Annotated in this window: 16 protein-coding genes; 9 read left to right on the top strand and 7 right to left on the bottom strand. The window is 64.1% G+C overall.

Translation table 11 applies throughout. The features are described 5' to 3' along the window. The first annotated feature begins 43 nt into the window (after window positions 1-43). On the top strand, window positions 44-1,858 hold the full coding sequence (locus HGQ17_RS06960) for a family 20 glycosylhydrolase (protein WP_168887243.1): 1,815 nt from the start codon (window positions 44-46) through the stop codon (window positions 1,856-1,858). Here HGQ17_RS06960 and HGQ17_RS06955 read toward each other — a convergent pair. The 3 genes from HGQ17_RS06955 to HGQ17_RS15025 are packed head-to-tail and all read right to left on the bottom strand — an operon-like array spanning window position 1,821 to window position 3,814. Further along, the gene (locus HGQ17_RS06955; RefSeq protein ID WP_168887242.1) at window positions 1,821-2,546 is read right to left on the bottom strand and encodes a GNAT family N-acetyltransferase; all 726 of its coding nucleotides are present in this window, start codon (window positions 2,544-2,546) and stop codon (window positions 1,821-1,823) included. The two genes, HGQ17_RS06960 and HGQ17_RS06955, sit on opposite strands and share 38 nt — an antisense overlap. Before the next feature lie 15 nt (window positions 2,547-2,561). Further along, complete coding sequence (locus HGQ17_RS15030; protein WP_211090500.1) at window positions 2,562-3,083, bottom strand: cytochrome P450; 522 nt, start codon at window positions 3,081-3,083, stop codon at window positions 2,562-2,564. After that, window positions 3,056-3,814: a cytochrome P450 gene (locus HGQ17_RS15025; RefSeq protein WP_211090499.1), complete on the bottom strand. Its 759-nt coding sequence runs from the start codon at window positions 3,812-3,814 to the stop codon at window positions 3,056-3,058. Before HGQ17_RS15025 ends, HGQ17_RS15030 begins: the two co-directional genes overlap by 28 nt. 157 nt (window positions 3,815-3,971) lie before the next feature. Here HGQ17_RS15025 and HGQ17_RS06945 point away from each other — a divergent pair, with 157 nt between their 5' ends. The 4 genes from HGQ17_RS06945 (at window position 3,972) to HGQ17_RS06930 (ending at window position 8,764) form a co-directional block, all read left to right on the top strand. Beyond that, complete coding sequence (locus HGQ17_RS06945) at window positions 3,972-5,684, top strand: carbon starvation CstA family protein (RefSeq protein ID WP_168887241.1); 1,713 nt, start codon at window positions 3,972-3,974, stop codon at window positions 5,682-5,684. 122 nt (window positions 5,685-5,806) lie between these two features. Beyond that, window positions 5,807-7,525 (top strand): carbon starvation CstA family protein, encoded by a 1,719-nt coding sequence (locus HGQ17_RS06940; RefSeq protein WP_168887240.1) that lies wholly within the window; start codon window positions 5,807-5,809, stop codon window positions 7,523-7,525. A 16-nt stretch (window positions 7,526-7,541) separates the two neighbouring features. Continuing rightward, window positions 7,542-7,796, top strand: a complete 255-nt coding sequence (locus HGQ17_RS06935; RefSeq protein WP_168887239.1) for a cory-CC-star protein — start codon at window positions 7,542-7,544, stop codon at window positions 7,794-7,796. Further along, complete coding sequence (locus tag HGQ17_RS06930) at window positions 7,787-8,764, top strand: ArsA family ATPase (RefSeq protein WP_168887238.1); 978 nt, start codon at window positions 7,787-7,789, stop codon at window positions 8,762-8,764. Before HGQ17_RS06935 ends, HGQ17_RS06930 begins: the two co-directional genes overlap by 10 nt. A gap of 2 nt (window positions 8,765-8,766) precedes the next feature. Here the strand turns inward: HGQ17_RS06930 and HGQ17_RS06925 are convergent, their stop codons facing one another. After that, window positions 8,767-9,561, bottom strand: a complete 795-nt coding sequence (locus tag HGQ17_RS06925) for an HAD family hydrolase (protein ID WP_229503392.1) — start codon at window positions 9,559-9,561, stop codon at window positions 8,767-8,769. A gap of 193 nt (window positions 9,562-9,754) precedes the next feature. Here HGQ17_RS06925 and HGQ17_RS06920 point away from each other — a divergent pair, with 193 nt between their 5' ends. After that, window positions 9,755-10,669 (top strand): aldose epimerase family protein, encoded by a 915-nt coding sequence (locus HGQ17_RS06920; protein WP_168887237.1) that lies wholly within the window; start codon window positions 9,755-9,757, stop codon window positions 10,667-10,669. On the opposite strand, the gene HGQ17_RS06915 is transcribed toward HGQ17_RS06920, so the two are convergent. After that, complete coding sequence (locus tag HGQ17_RS06915; protein ID WP_168887236.1) at window positions 10,666-11,979, bottom strand: ROK family transcriptional regulator; 1,314 nt, start codon at window positions 11,977-11,979, stop codon at window positions 10,666-10,668. The genes HGQ17_RS06920 and HGQ17_RS06915 overlap by 4 nt on opposite strands. Window positions 11,980-12,091: 112 nt before the next feature. Between HGQ17_RS06915 and xylA the strand changes: the two genes are divergently transcribed. Both xylA and HGQ17_RS06905 read left to right on the top strand, forming a co-directional pair. Then, complete coding sequence (xylA, locus tag HGQ17_RS06910) at window positions 12,092-13,270, top strand: xylose isomerase (RefSeq protein WP_168887235.1); 1,179 nt, start codon at window positions 12,092-12,094, stop codon at window positions 13,268-13,270. 10 nt (window positions 13,271-13,280) lie between these two features. Then, complete coding sequence (locus tag HGQ17_RS06905) at window positions 13,281-14,723, top strand: xylulokinase (RefSeq protein ID WP_168887234.1); 1,443 nt, start codon at window positions 13,281-13,283, stop codon at window positions 14,721-14,723. Window positions 14,724-14,730: 7 nt separating this feature from the next. On the opposite strand, the gene HGQ17_RS06900 is transcribed toward HGQ17_RS06905, so the two are convergent. Further along, window positions 14,731-15,297, bottom strand: a complete 567-nt coding sequence (locus tag HGQ17_RS06900; RefSeq protein WP_168887233.1) for a hypothetical protein — start codon at window positions 15,295-15,297, stop codon at window positions 14,731-14,733. Between the two features lie 129 nt (window positions 15,298-15,426). Here HGQ17_RS06900 and HGQ17_RS15695 point away from each other — a divergent pair, with 129 nt between their 5' ends. Next, the gene (locus HGQ17_RS15695; protein WP_211090498.1) at window positions 15,427-16,437 is read left to right on the top strand and encodes an ATP-binding response regulator; all 1,011 of its coding nucleotides are present in this window, start codon (window positions 15,427-15,429) and stop codon (window positions 16,435-16,437) included. 64 nt (window positions 16,438-16,501) lie between these two features. Here HGQ17_RS15695 and HGQ17_RS06890 read toward each other — a convergent pair whose 3' ends face one another. Beyond that, the gene (locus HGQ17_RS06890; RefSeq protein WP_168887232.1) at window positions 16,502-17,434 is read right to left on the bottom strand and encodes a beta/alpha barrel domain-containing protein; all 933 of its coding nucleotides are present in this window, start codon (window positions 17,432-17,434) and stop codon (window positions 16,502-16,504) included. Window positions 17,435-17,437: the final 3 nt, after the last annotated feature.

Here is a 17,437-nt window from a genome sequence, read left to right as displayed (position 1 = left end):
AGATTTCCAGAATGTGAATCACACCTACAGTAGCGTCTAACCGATGATGACCTCGCTGTTTCCCCCGCCCCGTAGGATCACCGAGCTCGAGCGGACCCCGCCTGGGCCTGCTGCAGAGACGGTGGTCAGTCAGGACAGTGAGCTGCCCGAGCAGGGGTACCGGCTGGAGTATGCCGAGACCATTCGGATCACCTATGCCGATGCGGCCGGGCTGCGCTATGCCCAGCAGAGCCTGGAGCAGCTCCGGGGGCGTGCAGCTGAACAGCAGCAGGCGGTGCTGGTGGAGGACTGGCCGGATTTTCGTCGTCGTGGGTTCATGTTGGATATCAGCCGGGACCGGGTGCCGACCCGCCGGGCCCTGAGGCGTCTGGTGGATCTGCTGGTGCTGGGCCGGTACAACCAGCTGGAGCTCTACACTGAGCACACCTACGCCTATTCCGACCACGCTGAGGTATGGGCGGATGCGTCCCCGATGACGGCTGAGGATATGCGCTGGTTGGATGATCTCTGTGCGGCCCGAGGTATTGAGCTGGTGCCGAATCAGAACACCTTTGGGCATTGGGAGCGTTGGCTGACTTATGAGAGGTACCTCCCCCGGGCGGAGAATCCGGAGCCCCAGGAGTTTGCCGGTCTTATGCGGCCGCCTTCTACCCTGGCGCCCACTGATGAGAACGCGGAGTTCATCACCGGGCTGCTGGAGGAGCTGACTGGGCCGCTGCGCTCCTCCCGGATCAATATCGGTGCTGATGAGACCTGGGAGCTGGGCACTGGTCTCAGCCGCGAGCGCACTGAGCGCCAGGGGCTCGGCGAGGTGTTCCTGGACTATGTGGAGAAGGTGGCTCAGCCCTGGTTGGAACGTGGGCATACCGTGGAGTTCTGGGCCGATATTCTGGGCAGCTATCCACAGCTGATGGACCGGATCCCGGCCGGTATGGTGCCGGTGGTCTGGCTCTATGACTCCCCTGAGCTGACCGCTGAGGTGCTGGGCAAGCTCAGTGATGCCGAGCGGGCCCAGATGGAAGCCCATGGGGTGGATCTGGGGCAGCTGCCGAATTTTGAGGCACGGGCTGCTGCGCTGATCGAGGCCGATGTGCCGTTCTGGGTGGCCCCCGGCACCGGGACCTGGCAGTCCTTCACGGGCCGACTGGAGAATGCGATCGGGAACATCACCGACGCCGCCCGCACCGGTGTAAAACATGACTCCGAGGGTTTCCTGCTGACCTCCTGGGGCGATCACGGTCACTATGATCCGCTGCCGATCTCCTATGCCCCGGCTCTCTTTGGGGCTGGGGTGAGCTGGAATGCTTCTTCGGCAGAGGCCCTGGCTGAGCAGCTGCCAGAGGTTCTGGACCGGCTGGTCTTCGAGGATGAGGCGGGGGTGCTGGGCAGTGTGCTGGTCAGCATCGGGCAGGTCACCGATGCCCTGGATGCGAAGATGGCCAATGCCAGCCCGCTCTTTCGCGGGGTGCTGAAGGCCGGTGACCTCGAGCCGCACCATCTGCCGAGCGCGGAGAGCCTCGCTGAGGCCCGGGCAGCGCTGACCGGCGCCTTGGATGAGCTTCAGACGGCGAAACCTGCCAGTCCCGAGGGGCCGGTGGCTGTCCGGGAGATTGAGCAGGCTATTCGGTGGTCACTCTTCGCCACGGATCTGCTGGGCTCGGAGCTTCTACGTTCCGGGACACTTCCGCAGGCGGAGGCCCGGGTCTTCTTAGACCGGCTCGATCAGCTGCGTGCTGGTCAGCGCGAGACCTGGCTGCTCTCCGCTCGACCGGGTGGACTGGATACCAGCATCTCCCGTTTCGACCCCCTAGGTCAGCTGCTCAGTCAGTTTGCGCATGCCGCTGCGAGAGGTGCATGAAGTCTTTGAGCAGCTCATTGCCGGTGACCTCCACGCTCCAGCTGGGGCGGAGGAAGTCGGCCTTGGGCAGCCGCAGCTGGATTTCCCATTCGGGCTCTTTGCCGTGGGCATCGGCGACCCTGCGGGTGCCGGATTGGAAATAGCCGAGACCCTTTGAAACCCCGAGGCTGGGCTCATTCCAGTCATAGGCAGCGGATTCGGCGTACTGGGCATCGAAGTGGTCAAAGGCCCACATCAGCGCCGCTGCCCGCTGTTCCTTGCCATAGCCCTTGCCCTGCTGATCCGTGCGCAGCCAGGAGGCCGTCTGGACGGTTCGCAACACCCGGTACTCCTCGGCGTAGACATCCTGTACACCAATCAGCGGCCCCTCGGAACCATCTTCGTCTTTCAGGAAGACCCCCAGAAACAGGTACCAGGAATCCGGGCCGACGGCTGCGCGCTTCGACCACAGCCAGGGCAGGGAGTTCTTGGCGATATCCTCCGGGGTGTTCTCATTCCAGGCCGCGGCAAAGGCGTTCCGGGGTCCTGGCATGATCCCGGAGGAGGCCGCGGCCACGAACCCAGGGAAATCGGTCTCGCGCAGCTGACGCAGGATCAGCCGCGGGGATTCGATCCGCAGGCCGAAGGGCGGCCAGACCTCCTCCAATGAGAGGGAGGGATCATCCTGGGGCACCTGGAACTCAGTCATGCCCCCGAGATTACTTCAGCGCTGTGAGAGCTGGAACTTCAGGGAGAAGTTGTTCAGCAGAGCGGGCAGGTTCCCCGGCTGGAGACTGTGGCTGAGCATATCGATATTGCGCTGCCGGAGGATTTCGCCGAGGAAATTCGAGGTCAGCAGCAGCACCAGATGCCGTCCCGGGCAGATACCGGGGCCTCCGCTGAAGGGGATCAGCGGCCACTCCTCGGGTCCGCGATCATGGTCCCAGACCTCGGGGGCGAAGCGGTGGGCGTAGTCCAGGTGCCGCTCATCGCGATGGAAGAAGGGAGCGAAGATAAGCACCGATGTGCCCTTGGGCATCACCCCATGTTCGAACTCCACCTCACGGGTGGTCTCACGCAGAATCATTGGGGTGGTCGCCCACAGCCGCAGGGACTCCAGCACGGAGGCCCGCAGCAGCGGCAGCCTGGGTGCGGCGACCTCAGCCTCATGGCGGATCTGCATCCGGGCGGCCTCCAGACGGTCCGGATGGGAGCTCATCAGGGCCAGTGCCCGGAAGCTGGCCATTCCCGCGGGGTCGAAGGCGAAGAGCCACTGTGGCACCTGCTGGGCTGCCGGGCCTTCTTGTCCACCGGGCGGAAGAAGGCCCAATTGCCGCGGGCTCGCTGGGTCTCCATGAGCTCGATGAGCTCAAAGTCATCGCGGAAGGAGTCCCCCAGGACCACCCGGTTCACCATCCGGAACCAGGCGTTGTAGAAGGTGTCGTAGTCCAGGGTCCCGCCGGCCTCATCGACCTTCTCCAGGAGACTGGTGGCCTCCTGCTGCACGGCGGGGATGAACTGTTCGGCCATCCGGTGGATGGGATGATCATTGTCCAGCAGTTCCTCGTTGAGCCGGCGCCGTCGTTCCCGCTCCTGACCGTGGGAGACCAGGGCCACCTTAGGCTCGAAATGCTTCAGCGCATTCTGCTTCAGCGTCTCCGCGGTGGCGAAGGGTTCCGGGGACTCCTCGAGAATCCGGTGCACATGCTCAGGATCCAGCACGGTGGCCATCTTCTTAGGCGTTGAGAGCATCAGCGGACCCCGGCCGTATTTCTCCGACATCCTCTGCATCCGCTTGACCGCCCGGGCTTCAATACCGAGACGTTCGACGACGCCGACCATCTTGGGACGCCTGATGATGGGGCCCTTGGCAATCATGGGCAGCTCAACATCGCGCAGGATCTGCGTGGTCTCCCAGGCAGTGGCCTTGGGCAGCGGATTCTGTACGGAGGAAGGTTCTGGGGTGGAATGCGTCATGGGTGCAACTCAACTCGCTCTCTGGTGATGCACTCCTAGTGCTTTTACTGCAACACGCTGACCCGGAAATTCGCTGGCCGTCATAATTCTCGTGTGGCGTGAATCTCCGCGTAATATGACCGGCGCCACCCCGTATGTTTCCCCTCAGGAGATCAGCATGGACTCGCTCAATTCTGTGGTGCTCGCAGTCATCGGCATCGCGATGATGATTGCCGGGTACTTCCTCTATTCGAAGTTCCTGGCGAAGAAGGTCTATAAGCTCAACGCCCAGTTCAAGACCCCCTCCCATGAGTTCAACGACGGGGTGGATTTCGTCCCCACCAACCGGTACGTGCTCTGGGGGCACCACTTCACCTCAGTGGCCGGTGCCGCCCCGATCGTCGGGCCCGCCGTCGCGGTCATCTGGGGCTGGCTGCCGGCATTCATCTGGGTGGTGCTGGGCACGATTTTCATCGCGGGTATGCATGACCTCGGTGCGCTGTGGTCCTCCCAGCGGAATAAGGGCCAGTCCATCGGCACCCTCTCCGGCCGGTATATCGGCCCCCGCGGACGCAACCTCTTCCTGGTTGTGGTCTTCCTTCTCCTGCTCATGGTCGTCTGCGCCTTCGGCGTGGTGATCTCCGGGCTGCTGGTCTCCCAGCCCGGCTCGGTCATCCCGGTCTGGGGCGCACTGTTGGTGGCCCTGGTGGTCGGCCAGCTGATCTACCGGTTCAAGATGAACCTCCTGGTAGTCACCATCGGTGGTGTGGCCGCCCTCTACGGCCTGATCATCCTGGGTGACCAGTTCCCGGTGGAGCTGCCCGATCAGGTGCTGGGTCTGAACCCCGAGGGGCAGTGGATCATTCTGCTGTTCATCTACGCCGCCATCGCCTCCCTGCTGCCGGTCTGGGTCCTGCTGCAGCCGCGTGACTACATCAACGGCATCCAGCTGTTCATCGGCCTGGCCATCCTCTACGGCGCGGTGATGATCGCGACGCCAACTGTCATTGCCCCGGCCTATAACGAGGCCACCCCTGAGGGAACACCCTCACTGGTCCCCCTGTTGTTTGTGACCATCGCCTGTGGTGCGATCTCCGGGTTCCACGGCACGGTGGCCACCGGGACCACCTCCAAGCAGCTGGACCGGGAGACCGATGCCAAATTCGTCGGCTACTTCGGCGCCATCGGTGAGGGCCTGCTGGCCCTGGGCGCGATCATCGCCACCACCGCCGGTTACCAGACCCTGGCCGAATGGCAAGAGGTCTACTCCGAATTCAATGATGATCCGGTGAACAACTTCGTCGAGGGCGGTGGGGCCCTAGTGAATATGGGTCTGGGCATCCCCGAAAGTCTCTCGGCCACCATCCTGGCCACTATGGCCGTGCTTTTCGCCGCCACCACTATGGACACCGGGGTTCGCCTGATGCGCTTTGTGGTCCAGGAAGTCGGTGAGCTGGCCAAGCTCCGGATCAATATCTACGCAGCAACTGCCATTGCGGTGACCATCGCCGCGGCGCTGACCTTCTCCCAGGGTGCCGACGGTTCCGGCGGCATGCTGATCTGGCCGCTGTTCGGCACCACCAACCAGCTGCTGGCAGCCCTGACCATGGGCATCATCACGGTGATGCTCATCCGCAAGGGACGCCCCTTCCTGCCAGTGCTGATCCCGATGGTCTTCGTCCTGGTGATGAGCCTCTATGCCGCCCTGGTGCAGGTCACCGGGTTCTACGAGGATGGCAACTGGCTGCTCTTCACCCTGAACGTGATCATCCTGGTGGCCGGAACCTGGGTGCTGGTGGAGTCCATCATTGCGATGCTCACTGCCCGTAAACAGGAGAAGGAGCCGGAGGACGACGTCCTGCTCACCGAGGAGCAGAAACTGCCTTCCTGATTCAGTTCGGCCGTCCTGGTGGCATAGATCCCCCACGCGCGTGAATGTGGCCCAGATCACAGATCGGGCCATATACTGAAAATTCACGCGCTACATAACCAACGGATCACTCAGGAGCCACCATGGACGCGCCAAACTCACTCGTACTGGCGGTCATCGGCGTCGCGATGATGCTGGCCGGCTATTTCCTCTACTCCCGATTCCTCACCAAAAAGGTCTATAAGCTCAACGCCGAATTCAAGACCCCCGCTCATGAATTCAACGACGGCGTGGACTACGTTCCCACCAACCGTTACATCCTCTGGGGGCACCACTTCACCTCAGTGGCCGGGGCGGCACCGATCGTCGGGCCCGCCGTCGCAGTCATCTGGGGCTGGCTGCCCGCCTTCCTGTGGGTGACCCTGGGAACTGTGTTCATGGCGGGTATGCACGATTTCGGCACGCTGTGGGCCTCGAATCGCAATAAGGGCAAATCGATGGGTGCCCTCTCGGGCACCTATATCGGCAACCGCGGGCGGAACCTCTTCCTGGTGGTCATCTTCCTGCTGATCCTGATGGTGCTGGCCGCCTTCGCCGTGGTGATCTCCGACCTCCTGGTGGCCCAGCCCGGGGCAGTGATCCCCACCTGGGGCGCCCTGGTTGTGGCCGTACTGGTGGGACAGGCCATCTATCGGTTCAAGTGGAATCTGGTAGCCGTGACTGCCGTGGGTGTGGCCGCCCTCTACGGGCTGATCCTGCTCGGGGATGCCTATCCCATCTCGCTGCCTGAGGAGGGTCTGTTCGGCCTGACTCCCAATGCGATCTGGATCATCCTGCTGTTCCTCTATTCCGGACTGGCCTCGATGCTGCCGGTCTGGGTGCTGCTGCAGCCGCGTGACTTCATCAATGGGGTCCAGCTGTTCATCGGTCTGGGCATCATCTACGGTGCGGTGCTGCTGGCCACCCCGACTGTGGTGGCCCCCGCGGTCAACGATGCGGTGCCGGATGACACCCCATCCCTGGTGCCGCTGCTGTTTGTCACCATCGCCTGTGGTGCGATCTCTGGTTTCCATGGCATCGTCTCCTCCGGCACCAGCTCCAAGCAGCTGAATAAGGAGACGGACGCCCGGTTCGTCGGGTACTTCGGCGCCGTCGGCGAAGGTCTGCTGGCCCTGGGCGCGATTATCGCCACCACTGCCGGCTTCCAGTCCCTGACCCAATGGCGGGAAATCTACAGTTCCTTCGAGGCTGGCGGTGTCCCGCTGTTCGTCGAAGGTGGCGCCAATATCCTCAACTCCGGCCTGGGCATCCCCACTGGCCTCTCGGCAACCATCCTGGCGACGATGACGATCCTCTTCGCCGCCACCACACTGGATACCGCAACCCGTCTGAAGCGGTTCGTCATCCAGGAGATCGGGCAGATCGCCGGAGTGCGTATCCCGACTCTGGCGGCAACGGTCATCGCCGTCGTCCTGGCCTTCGCCCTGACCTTCTCCCAGGGCGGAGATGCCTCCGGTGGTATGCGACTGTGGCCGCTGTTCGGCACCACCAACCAGCTGCTGGCGGGTCTTTCGCTGACCATTCTGACCGTGATGCTCATCCGGAAGGGACGGCCCTTCCTGCCGGTGCTGCTGCCGGCGGTCTTCGTGCTGTTCATGACCATCTACGCAGCCCTGGTGCAGCTGATCGACCTCTTCCGCGCCCAGGACTGGCTACTGTTCACCATTGACATGATCATCGTGGTGGCCGCCACCTGGGTCCTGCTGGAGGCCATCATCGCTATGCTGGGCGCATGGAAGGGCCCCAAGGACCCCGAGGACGAGGTCGCACTGAGCGAGGACCAGAAATTCACCACCACCTGATGATCGGGTCGGTGGCATGAGCTGGTTCAAACGTGCCGATAGGGGGCTGCGTGAGTTCTACGCGGCCCCCTACCGTCGCGTCTTCGCCCGGGCCAAACGGGATGAGGAGGACCTCTTTATGATGCTGGTGCTCTCCGAGGCCTTGGGTGTGCCGAACCCGGCCTCCGGGGCCACCCTGGAGCTGCTTCCTGAGATGCTGGACCGGATGCATGACTGGCATATCCGGCAGGGCTTGGACAATTCCCCGATCGATGGACTCTCATGCTGTTAGACCTCGCCTCCTCCCGCCGAGTCCTTTTCATCGGCGGCAAGGGAGGAGTCGGTAAGACCTCCGTGGCCTCGGCGACCGCCTTGCATGAGGCTAAGGCTGGCCGCCGGGTGCTGCTGGTCTCCACTGACCCCGCCCATAACCTGGGCCACCTCTGGGGCCGAACGGTGGGCGATGAGCCGATGCTGCTGGCCGATGACGGCGGCTCCGGGGTGCTGGCCGGTATCGAGATCGACCCCGGTGCGACCATCGAGGGGCATCTAACCCAGGTGGGGCGGACGCTGCGAGATTTCATGCCCGAGCATCTGCATAAGCAAGTCGATGCCCACCTGGATCTGGCCCGCCAGTCCCCCGGCACCCATGAGTCGGCCATTCTGGAGCGGATTGCCGAGGTGGTGGAGCTCGCCGAGCGGGACTATGACCTCATCATCTTCGACACTGCGCCCTCCGGTCATACTGCGCGGCTGTTGGCACTGCCAGAGATTATGTCCGCCTGGACTTCAGGGCTCTTGGCCCGCCGCACTAAGGCGGAGCGGTACGGTGCCGCCGTCCGAGCCCTAGACGGCGATGATGATCCGACCTCCTCCGCTGGTGCCAACCGGGACCGCAGGATTCGTCAGGTGCTGACCCAGCGGAAGCTGAAATTTGAGTCACTGCGTGCCTTGGTCACCGATCCCAAACAGTGCAGCTTCGTCATCGTGCTCACTGCCGAGCGGCTGCCCGTGCTGGAGTCCGCGGAGCTCTACGGGGAGCTGCTTCGCCTGGGCGTGGATGTCGGCGGCCTGGTGGTCAACCGGCTGGCCCCGACTAATCAGGGCGATTTCCTGGCTGCAAGGCGCAACCAGGAGGAGAAACACCTCGTCGAGCTCACCGAGAAGCTCCCCTCAGCGGAGGTGGACACGCTGCCGATGCTGCCCGGGGATCTCGTCGGCGAGGAGGCGCTGAGCCGGCTCACCGCGGCCCTGCGCTGAGCTCAGTCCTCCAGGATGGAGTACAGAACGGGCACGAGGCCGTCGTCGTCGACTGTTCCGGTCACCTCATCGGAGACCTCGACAACTTCCGGGACAGCCTGCCCCATGGCGACCCCACGATGGGCCCACTGCAGCATCTCAATATCGTTGCGGCCGTCTCCGCAGGCGATGGTCTTCTCCTGCGGAACTCCCAGGGCATCGCGCAGCCGTTCCAGGGAGGAGGCCTTGGTGACCCCTTCGGCGGCGATATCGATCCAGGCTGACCAGCCCACGGAGTAACTGACTCCCTGCAGGCCGATGTCTTTGACCGCATGGGCGAACTCATGGGCGGTGGCGTCGTCCGAGTTGACCACCAGTCGGACTGCCTCGGCCCGCCGCATCTCTTTGAAACTCACCATCTCCGGGGCCAGCCCGAAGCTGCGGTCCTCGAAACGGGTGGTGGCGAAGAACTTCCCGGCGGAGGTCTCGATGGCGTAGCGGGCAGTGGAGAGCGAGAGCCGCTGGTTCAGCGCATCAAGAGCCGGGGCGGGGTCGAAGACCTGCTGGTCGATGACCTCATAACCGTCCTCCAGCTCGGTGTCGATCCGCAGGGTGACCCCACCATTGGAGCAGACCGCGTATCCGTGCGTGATACCGAAAGTTTCGATGATCGGCAGTGTGGCCGGCAGCGAACGGCCGGTGGAGACCACTACAGTGTGCCCGTCGCCGACTACAGCACGGCCAGCCTGTTTGACCGCCTCGGACATATGCCCGTCGTGGTTGACGATGGTACCGTCCACGTCCAGACACACCATCATGGTGCCCTGCTGGTAGGCGAAACTTCCCCCGTCGCCGGCCGCGGGGATGCTGAAATCGGGTTGGCGGGCGTGCTCTGCGGACTCCACTGGTGAATTCATAGGATAAACAGTGTACGACGACGCCGATTGCTCAAGTGGGCATCAATAGGCCGGTTTGGCTACTGTTGAGGAAGAATTCACGTAAGGAGCTGCAATGACCGGTTCGACCGTCACTATTACTGCCGGCGGCTACACCGCTGCCATTGGCCTGCGCGGCGGCCAACTGCTGAGCCTGACCAACACCAATCCCTATTCCGGGACCCCGCAGAACCTCATTGTGCCCGCTGACCGGGTGGAGGACTCCGCATTCGCCGGGGCTGTGCTGGCCCCCTGGCCCAACCGGATCGCCAAGGCGTCCTACACCTTCGGGGATACCACCTATGAGCTGACTCCGAATGAGGAGTCCACTGAATCGGCCATCCATGGGCTCTTCTATGCCGTGGATTTCGAGATCCAGTCCCAGCGTGATTCCGAGGTGCATCTGCATGGTGTCCTCGAGCCCAGCGAGGGCTACCCCTTCCGCCTGGAGGCTGCACTGGTCTACCGGGTCGGGGCAGGACTGGGGCTGACAGCTTCGCTGAGCGTGCGCTACCGCCCCCTGGAGGAGGATGCGGCTGCAGCCGCCCCCTTCGGCGCCGGTTTCCACCCCTATCTGACCGCCGGGGATGCCCCGCTGAAGGCCTGCCGGCTGAAGCTGCCGGCTGCCACTGTTGCGAAGACCAAACCCAACGGGCAGGTCACCAACCGCGGCCCGGTCACCGGGGACTTCGACCTCACCGACTCTCCGCTGCTGGCGGGACTCAGCATTGACCATGCCTATACCGACCTCCCTGAGGAGGGTTGGAGCGCGGAGCTGCTGCACGGACCCTCCGGGCTGATGGTGCGGATGATCTCCGACACCCCCTGGGCTCAGGTCTACACCGGGGAGAACGTGGGCCGCTCAGGTGTGGCAGTGGAGCCGATGACCTGCCCGCCGAATGCCTTCAACTCCGGGGAGAACCTCGTGGAGCTGACCCCCGAGGGCGGCTGGCACCGAGTCGGCTACAGCATCGAAGCTTTCCGTCTTTAGTCGTGTTGCGGAACCCAGTACTGGGGTGCGTCGACTACTGAGCGCAGGGCTCGCATTGCCCCGCCGGTGGTGGCGGGGGCGATTCCGGTGGCCGATTCTCTGACGCGCAGATCAGCCCAGGTTGAGGCCAGCACGCGCGTCTCGAGCTGCCCCTCGATACCCGGGCGCAGCAGATCGGTCAGCGGCCCGAAGTCCCCGCCGAGGACCACTTCATGCACATCCAGGACATTCATCGCCCCGGACAGTGAGATCCCCAGGGCCCATCCGGCCCGCTCGATGGCCTCAGTGGCCTGCCGGCCGGCCTCGTCCTCCCATTCGGTGAGATCCACCAGCTCCTGGATCTTCGCAGTGGGCTCCAGCCCGGCGGAGGTCAGCAGGGCTCGCTTGCCGGCATAGACCTCCAGGCAGCCTGTGGAACCGCAACCGCACTCTGGACCAGATGGTTCCACGGGAGTGTGGCCGAGCTCCCCGGCCCAACCATGGGGCCCGGGGTCCACAACCCCATCGATCACCACGGCGGAGCCGATGCCCATCTGAGCGGAGACATAGAGGAAGGTCTGCTCCTGACCCTCAGCCTCGGTGAGCTCCTGGGCGACCGCCAGTGCAGCGAGCTTGGCCTCATTGGCCACCAGAGCGAATGCGCCCAGCTCTCCCTGCTGATCAGGGGCAAGCAGGAGGTCGACGACGTCGATGCCCTGCCAGCCGAGGTTGGGGGCCAGCAGCAGGGACCGGGCATCGGAGGCCACCAGACCGGGCAGAGCCAGGACTGTGCCGACCACTTTGGCGCCGGCTTCGGTGGCCCCGGCGGCTACGCGCAGTGCCATCTCCCCGGCCTGCTGAAGGACCTCTTCGGGGTCCGAGCCCCGGTAATCGCCCTCCTGGATCTCCTCTGCCAGGGCAGTTCCGGTGAGATCCATAGCCCGGGCGGCCATAAAGTCCACATTGACCTCCACTCCGAGACCGGCCAGGGTCCGGCGGGCCGGGGTCAGCGGGACTGCGGGGCGCCCGCGGGTGGGTCCAATGATCGGGGAGCCCTCCCTGACGATTCCGGCAGCCAGAAGATCATCCACCAATCGGGAGACGGTGGAGCGGGTCATTCCGGTGCGGATGGAGAGGTCGGCGCGGGAGAGCGGTTCTGTGGCGGCGAAGATCTCCTCGGTGATCAGCAGGAGGTTGGCTTCACGCAGGGTCTCTTGGCGAGCCCCGGAGGAATTGCCATTGCCATTGCTGTGGCCATTGCGCCCCGGCAGCCCACTGGGCATTGAGCGCCTACCGAGGCGGGCCAGGGAGCCAGAACCGTTCCAGATCACGGACTTGATCTTATCCCCCTGACCAATTAGGTTTCATCTAGAAACAAAATGAGGCGCGTATCACACCGCTTGTGTTACATCGCCTGGATCTCGGATTCCTTTGGAGGACCCCATGGCTTCATCTCCTGCTGACTACAAGCTCTCCTTCGGCCTCTGGACCGTGGGCTGGACGGCCCGGGACCAGTTCGGTCAGGCCTCCCGGCCTGCGTTCGAGCCCTGGGACTACCTGCCCAAGCTCAAGGAGGCAGGGGCCTCCGGTGTGACATTCCACGACGACGACGTCGCCCCCTTCGGCACTGACGAGGCCGAGCGGGAGAAGTACTTCACCAAGTTCAAAGAGGTTGCCGAGCAGGTGGGCCTGAAGATCGAGATGGTCACCACCAACACCTTCGATCACCCCGTCTTCAAAGACGGCGGGCTGACCTCCAATGACCGCTCGGTGCGGCGATTCGGACTGCGCAAACTACTGCGCAATGTGGACCGGGCCGCGGAGTTCGGCGCCGAGACCTTCGTGATGTGGGGCGGACGTGAGGGCTCCGAATATGACAATGCCAAGGACCTCAATGCCGCCCATGACCGTTACGCCGAGGGCATTGACACTATTGCGGCTTATATCAAGGAGAAGGGCTACGATCTGCGGATTGCCCTGGAGCCGAAGCCCAATGAGCCCCGTGGTGATATCTTCCTGCCGACTATCGGTCACGCCCTGGGTCTGATCGCCAAGCTGGATAATGGCGACATCGTCGGGCTGAACCCCGAGACCGGCCATGAGCAGATGGCGGGCCTGAACTTCACCCATGGCATTGCCCAGGCGCTGTGGGCCGGCAAGCTCTTCCACATCGACCTCAACGGGCAGCGCTCCATCAAATATGACCAGGACCTCGTCTTCGGTCATGGTGATCTGATCAGCGCCTTCTTCACTATCGACCTCCTGGTCAACGGTTTCCCCAATGGCGGTCCGAAGTACGACGGCTGGCTGCACTTCGACTACAAGCCCTCACGCACCGATTACGTGGAGGGGATCTGGGATTCGGCTGCGGCCAATGCCGAGATGGTCACCCTGCTGGCCGATAAGGCCAGGACCTACCGGGCCGATCCCGAGGTGCAGGAAGCCTTCAAGAGCTCCGGGATCTTCGAACTGGCCCAGCCGACCCTGGCCGAGGGGGAGTCGGTGGCTGACTTGCTGGCCGACCGCTCCGCCTATGAGGATTTCGACGTCGACGCCGCCGCCGAGCGCAACTACGGCTTCGTGAAGCTCAATCAGCTGGCGCTGAAGCATCTGGTGGGCTAAAACTGGGGCCATGACACTCGTCGCCGGGATCGATTCCTCCACCCAGTCCTGCAAAATCGTCATCCGGGAAGCGGAGACCGGGGCCCTTGTCCGCTCCGGCTCCGCGAAACACCCCGAGGGCACCGAGGTTAACCCTCAGGCCTGGTGGGATGCCTTCCTGCAGGCCGTTGAGGCCGCCGGCGGGCTCAACGATGTCGCAGCTGCCGCAGTCGGGGGTCAGCAGCATGGACTGGTGGCCCTGGATGCTGAGGGTGAGGTCATCCGGGATGCGCTGCTGTGGAATGATACCCGCTCAGCTGCGGCCGCTGAGCAGCTGATCCTCGAATATGGGGAGGCCGAGCAGGGACCGGCGGCCTGGTCCCGGATGGTCGGTTCGGTTCCGGTGGCCTCATTGACGGTGACCAAGTTGCGCTGGCTGGCCGATGCCGAACCGCAGAATGCCCGGCGCATCGCGGCCGTCGCCCTCCCCCATGACTGGCTGACCTGGAAGATCTCAGGTTCCACCGATATCCGGGACCTCGCCACAGACCGCTCTGAGGTCTCCGGCACTGGGTACTTCGATCCGGCTCTGGGTCAGTACCGCTATGAGCTGCTGGCCCAGGCGCTGCGGATCAGTCAGGACCAGGCGGAGCGGATTGTGCTCCCCGAGGTCGCTGAGCCCAGTGAGCAGGTCGGCACCGGAGATGCCTCCCGTGGTTGGGGTGAGCTGGTGCTGGGTCCTGGCGCAGGCGATAATGCTGCAGCCTCCCTGGGTCTGGGTATGAGCACCGGGGATGTCTCCATCTCCATCGGCACCTCCGGGGTGGTGGCTGCGGTTTCGCCGAAGCCGATCCAGGACCCCACCGGGGTGATCGCTGGTTTCTCCTCCGCCACCGGGGAATACCTGCCCCTGGCAGTGACCCTCAACGGTTCTCGGGTGCTTGATGGGGCAGCGCGGATGCTGGGCACCGACCACGCTGGTCTGGCTGAGCTGGCCCTGGCCTCTGAGCCAGGTGCCAATGGACTGGGCCTGGTCCCCTATCTGGAGGGTGAGCGGACACCGAATTTCCCGCATGCCACCGGTTCCTTCGTGGGGCTGTCTCTGACCTCGATGAACCCGCAGGATGTGGCCCGGGCTTCGGTGGAGGGACTGCTCTGTGGTTTGGCCGATGGTCTGGAGGCGATGACGGCCCTGGGTGTCCCGGTCAACTCCATCCAGCTGATCGGCGGGGCGGCAAAGAGCCCCGCGGTTCAGCAGATCGCTCCGGCGATCTTCGAACGCGAGATCCTGGTCCCTGAGCCCGGGGAGTATGTCGCCGACGGCGCAGCCCGACAGGCCGCATGGGTGCTGACCGGCACCCCCACTCCCCCGGATTGGACGGCCTCCTTGGTGCAGACGTTCACTGCGGAGCCGGCCCGGTTCATCCGCGAGCGCTACGCCGAACGCCGCCACCTCTTCGCCGAGCGCAGCTGAACCTTCTCTACAGCCCCAGGAATTCCGCCTCCTGGAGTCCGCCGAGGGCATTGAGTCCCAGGAACAGTCCCAGCAGGAACAGCACCAGGGCCAGCAGAGGCCCCATGCCGCCCTGGGCCCCCTCCCCCACAGCTCGGGTTCGGAATTTGGTCACCCGGTCCCCGGAGGTCTTGCCGGCCTCTCGTTCGCGTTTGCGCCGCTTCCCGGCCTCGGTCCAGGGGTCCAGGCGCATGCTGTACCAGATGAGCCCGGCGGCAGTTCCCGCTTGGGCCAGCAGGAAGACCGGTGATTCTCGGTCCGTGCTGAAGGCGGAGACCAGCTGGTCTCCGAAGAGCACCAGCGAGCCCAGCAGAACCAGCCCGATCAGGGCATAGGCCCCGGCCACCACTGCCAGATAGATCAGGACTCGCCCTGCCCGGAGCCGACCCGGGGCCATCAGCAGCCATACTGGAATCAGCAGGGTGCCGAAACTGGTGGAGTCAATTAGGGCCAGTACGGCCAATATCCCCAGCAGGGCCAGCGGACCCGCCTCACCTCCTGGGGCGAGGTCAAGGGGTATCAGTTCAGTGGTCATACCCGTGATCCTCCCCTGGAACGTTGCCCGTACGCCTCGGCCAAAGGATGGAAGTTCCCTCCGCGGTCTTCCTGGTTCTCCATCCTTTGGGGGAGTTCCGATGACGGTGATTATGGTCGAATAGCTTATGTGAACCGCAGTTACCGTGCCCATCTGCATACCCTGGCCTATCTGGGGCTCGGGGTTGCCTCCTTGGTCGCAGGGTGGACTCTGCCGGCGGCTGTCTGGTGGCAGCAGTGGGGTCTGGAACCCACTGTCTGGTGGAGTGCTGGCACCTTGGCGGCCATGGCTGTGGCCATGGCGTTCAAAGTCACCCGGCCCACTCTGGCCCTGCTCTTGGGCGGAAGCTGTGTCCTCGTTGATCTCTCCTTCGGGGTCAGCCTCGGCATCCTCTTCTGTCTGACTGATCTCATCTACAACCACGGGATCAGGGCCGATCCCTATCGGGCCCGTGCTGCTGAGATGGCGCTTCCGGTCATCGCAGTGGGCTCCGCTGTGCTGCTGGGGGTTATCGCCGGAGGCGATGATTTCCTCAATATCCTGCTGATCACTGTCGCTGTCCTCTTAGTTCCCCTGTGGTGGGCCGTTGAGGTTCGCCGCGGTTATCCGGCATTTGTGGAGGATAAGATCCGCAACCGGCTCACCGAGGAGCGCAATGCCTCCCTGCTGGCAGAACAACGGCGACGACGACGGCAGGCGGTGGAGACCGAACGTCAACATATGGCCCGGGAACTCCATGATGTCGTCTCCTCCCAGGTGGCCTCGATCGCCCTGACCTCCGGTGCGGTGTTGAACACCGAGCCCGATGCCGAGCGAGACCGGGCGGCGTTGAAGACGATCCGTGTCACCAGTGTCGAAGCACTGGAGGAACTGCGTCAGATGGTCCAGGTCCTGCGCAGCGCCGATGCCGATGAGCAGGCTGCCGTTCAGCAGGTTCGAGCCCTTGAACCCGATGTGGTGCTGATGGACGCCCGGATGCCCGGCACTGATGGGATCGAGGCCACAGCCCAGATTGTGGCTCAGACGCAGACCCAGGTGCTGATGCTGACCACCTTCGACCTCGATGAGGTGATCTTCGGCGCCCTCCAAGCTGGGGCCGCAGGGTTTCTGCTGAAATCCGCCGAGCCTCCAGTGTGCTGACCAAACTGCAGGTGACCACGCGGATGCAGGCCGCGGTGATCGCCCGGGAGACGGGGCTGACGGACTAGGCGATCACCCAGTCGAAGGCTTCAGCCTTGGAGCGGGCGCCCTGGGCGGATTTCGAGCGGTTGGGCTCGCCCAGTTCCTCCACCAGCTGCTCCCCCATCCGCACGAGATCTGCGAAGACCTCGGGGTTGAGGTAGTCCGGGCGGGTGGCGAAGAGGAGGTCTTCACTGGAGGTATTTCCGGAGGCTCCGGGGGCGAAGGGGCAGCCGCCCAGTCCGCCGAGGGAACCGTCCAGGCACTGGGCGCCGGCCTGCACGGCGGCGAGGCTGTTGGCGACCCCAAGTCCCCAGGTGTCGTGCCCGTGGAAGACGATCCTGCGGCCCGGGGCCTCAGTGTTCACCCGGGAGATGAGGTTGCTGACCTGTGCCGGGACTGCCTGCCCGAGAGTGTCAGCCAGGACGATATCGGCACAACCGGCCCCGCGGGGGTCCTGGGCGATGGCCACGACCCGGTCGGGGTCGATCTGCCCTTCGAAAGGGCAGGTGAAGGACGTGGCCAGGCAGAGCTGGATCTTTCCATCGACCTCTTGGGTCAGTCGCACCGCCTCAGGCAGGGCCTCGAGGCTGACCTCAGTGGTGCGACCGATATTCGCCTTGTTGTGAGCATCGGAGACCGAGAAGCAGTACTGGAAGTTCTTCACCCCGGCCTCGGCGGCCATGGCCACATGTTTGGGTGTGGCCACCCAAATCCAGCAGCGTTCCAATTCTTCGGCGGTCAGCTGGGCGACGACCTCGAGGGTATTGGCCATCGGCGGGACTTTATCCGGCCGGGCCATGGAGCCCAGTTCGATCTCTGGGACACCGGCTTTGATCAGCTGCCGGACGATCTCTACTTTGCGTTCAGTGGGCAGGACTTTGCCGGTCAGCTGCAGTCCGTCGCGCAGGGTAACATCCCGGAGGTCGGCCCGGGGTGAGTAGTGGTGGCTGGACATCGG

It is taken from the genome of Nesterenkonia sedimenti (genome assembly GCF_012641515.1).
Taxonomy (GTDB): domain Bacteria; phylum Actinomycetota; class Actinomycetes; order Actinomycetales; family Micrococcaceae; genus Nesterenkonia; species Nesterenkonia sedimenti.
The sequence above is the reverse complement of the archived record's forward strand: the minus strand, read 5'-3'. Positions and strand labels throughout refer to the sequence as shown.

Bases quoted from the DNA above. Each gene is read 5' to 3' on its own strand.
- HGQ17_RS06960 (WP_168887243.1), top strand. From the start codon at position 44: ATGATGACCTCGCTGTTTCCCCCGCCCCGTAGGATCACCGAGCTCGAG.
- HGQ17_RS06955 (WP_168887242.1), bottom strand. From the start codon at position 2,546: ATGACTGAGTTCCAGGTGCCCCAGGATGATCCCTCCCTCTCATTGGAG.
- HGQ17_RS15030 (WP_211090500.1), bottom strand. From the start codon at position 3,083: ATGGCCAGCTTCCGGGCACTGGCCCTGATGAGCTCCCATCCGGACCGT.
- HGQ17_RS15025 (WP_211090499.1), bottom strand. From the start codon at position 3,814: ATGACGCATTCCACCCCAGAACCTTCCTCCGTACAGAATCCGCTGCCC.
- HGQ17_RS06945 (WP_168887241.1), top strand. From the start codon at position 3,972: ATGGACTCGCTCAATTCTGTGGTGCTCGCAGTCATCGGCATCGCGATG.
- HGQ17_RS06940 (WP_168887240.1), top strand. From the start codon at position 5,807: ATGGACGCGCCAAACTCACTCGTACTGGCGGTCATCGGCGTCGCGATG.
- HGQ17_RS06935 (WP_168887239.1), top strand. From the start codon at position 7,542: ATGAGCTGGTTCAAACGTGCCGATAGGGGGCTGCGTGAGTTCTACGCG.
- HGQ17_RS06930 (WP_168887238.1), top strand. From the start codon at position 7,787: ATGCTGTTAGACCTCGCCTCCTCCCGCCGAGTCCTTTTCATCGGCGGC.
- HGQ17_RS06925 (WP_229503392.1), bottom strand. From the start codon at position 9,561: ATGATGGTGTGTCTGGACGTGGACGGTACCATCGTCAACCACGACGGG.
- HGQ17_RS06920 (WP_168887237.1), top strand. From the start codon at position 9,755: ATGACCGGTTCGACCGTCACTATTACTGCCGGCGGCTACACCGCTGCC.
- xylA (WP_168887235.1), top strand. From the start codon at position 12,092: ATGGCTTCATCTCCTGCTGACTACAAGCTCTCCTTCGGCCTCTGGACC.
- HGQ17_RS06905 (WP_168887234.1), top strand. From the start codon at position 13,281: ATGACACTCGTCGCCGGGATCGATTCCTCCACCCAGTCCTGCAAAATC.
- HGQ17_RS06900 (WP_168887233.1), bottom strand. From the start codon at position 15,297: ATGACCACTGAACTGATACCCCTTGACCTCGCCCCAGGAGGTGAGGCG.
- HGQ17_RS06890 (WP_168887232.1), bottom strand. From the start codon at position 17,434: ATGTCCAGCCACCACTACTCACCCCGGGCCGACCTCCGGGATGTTACC.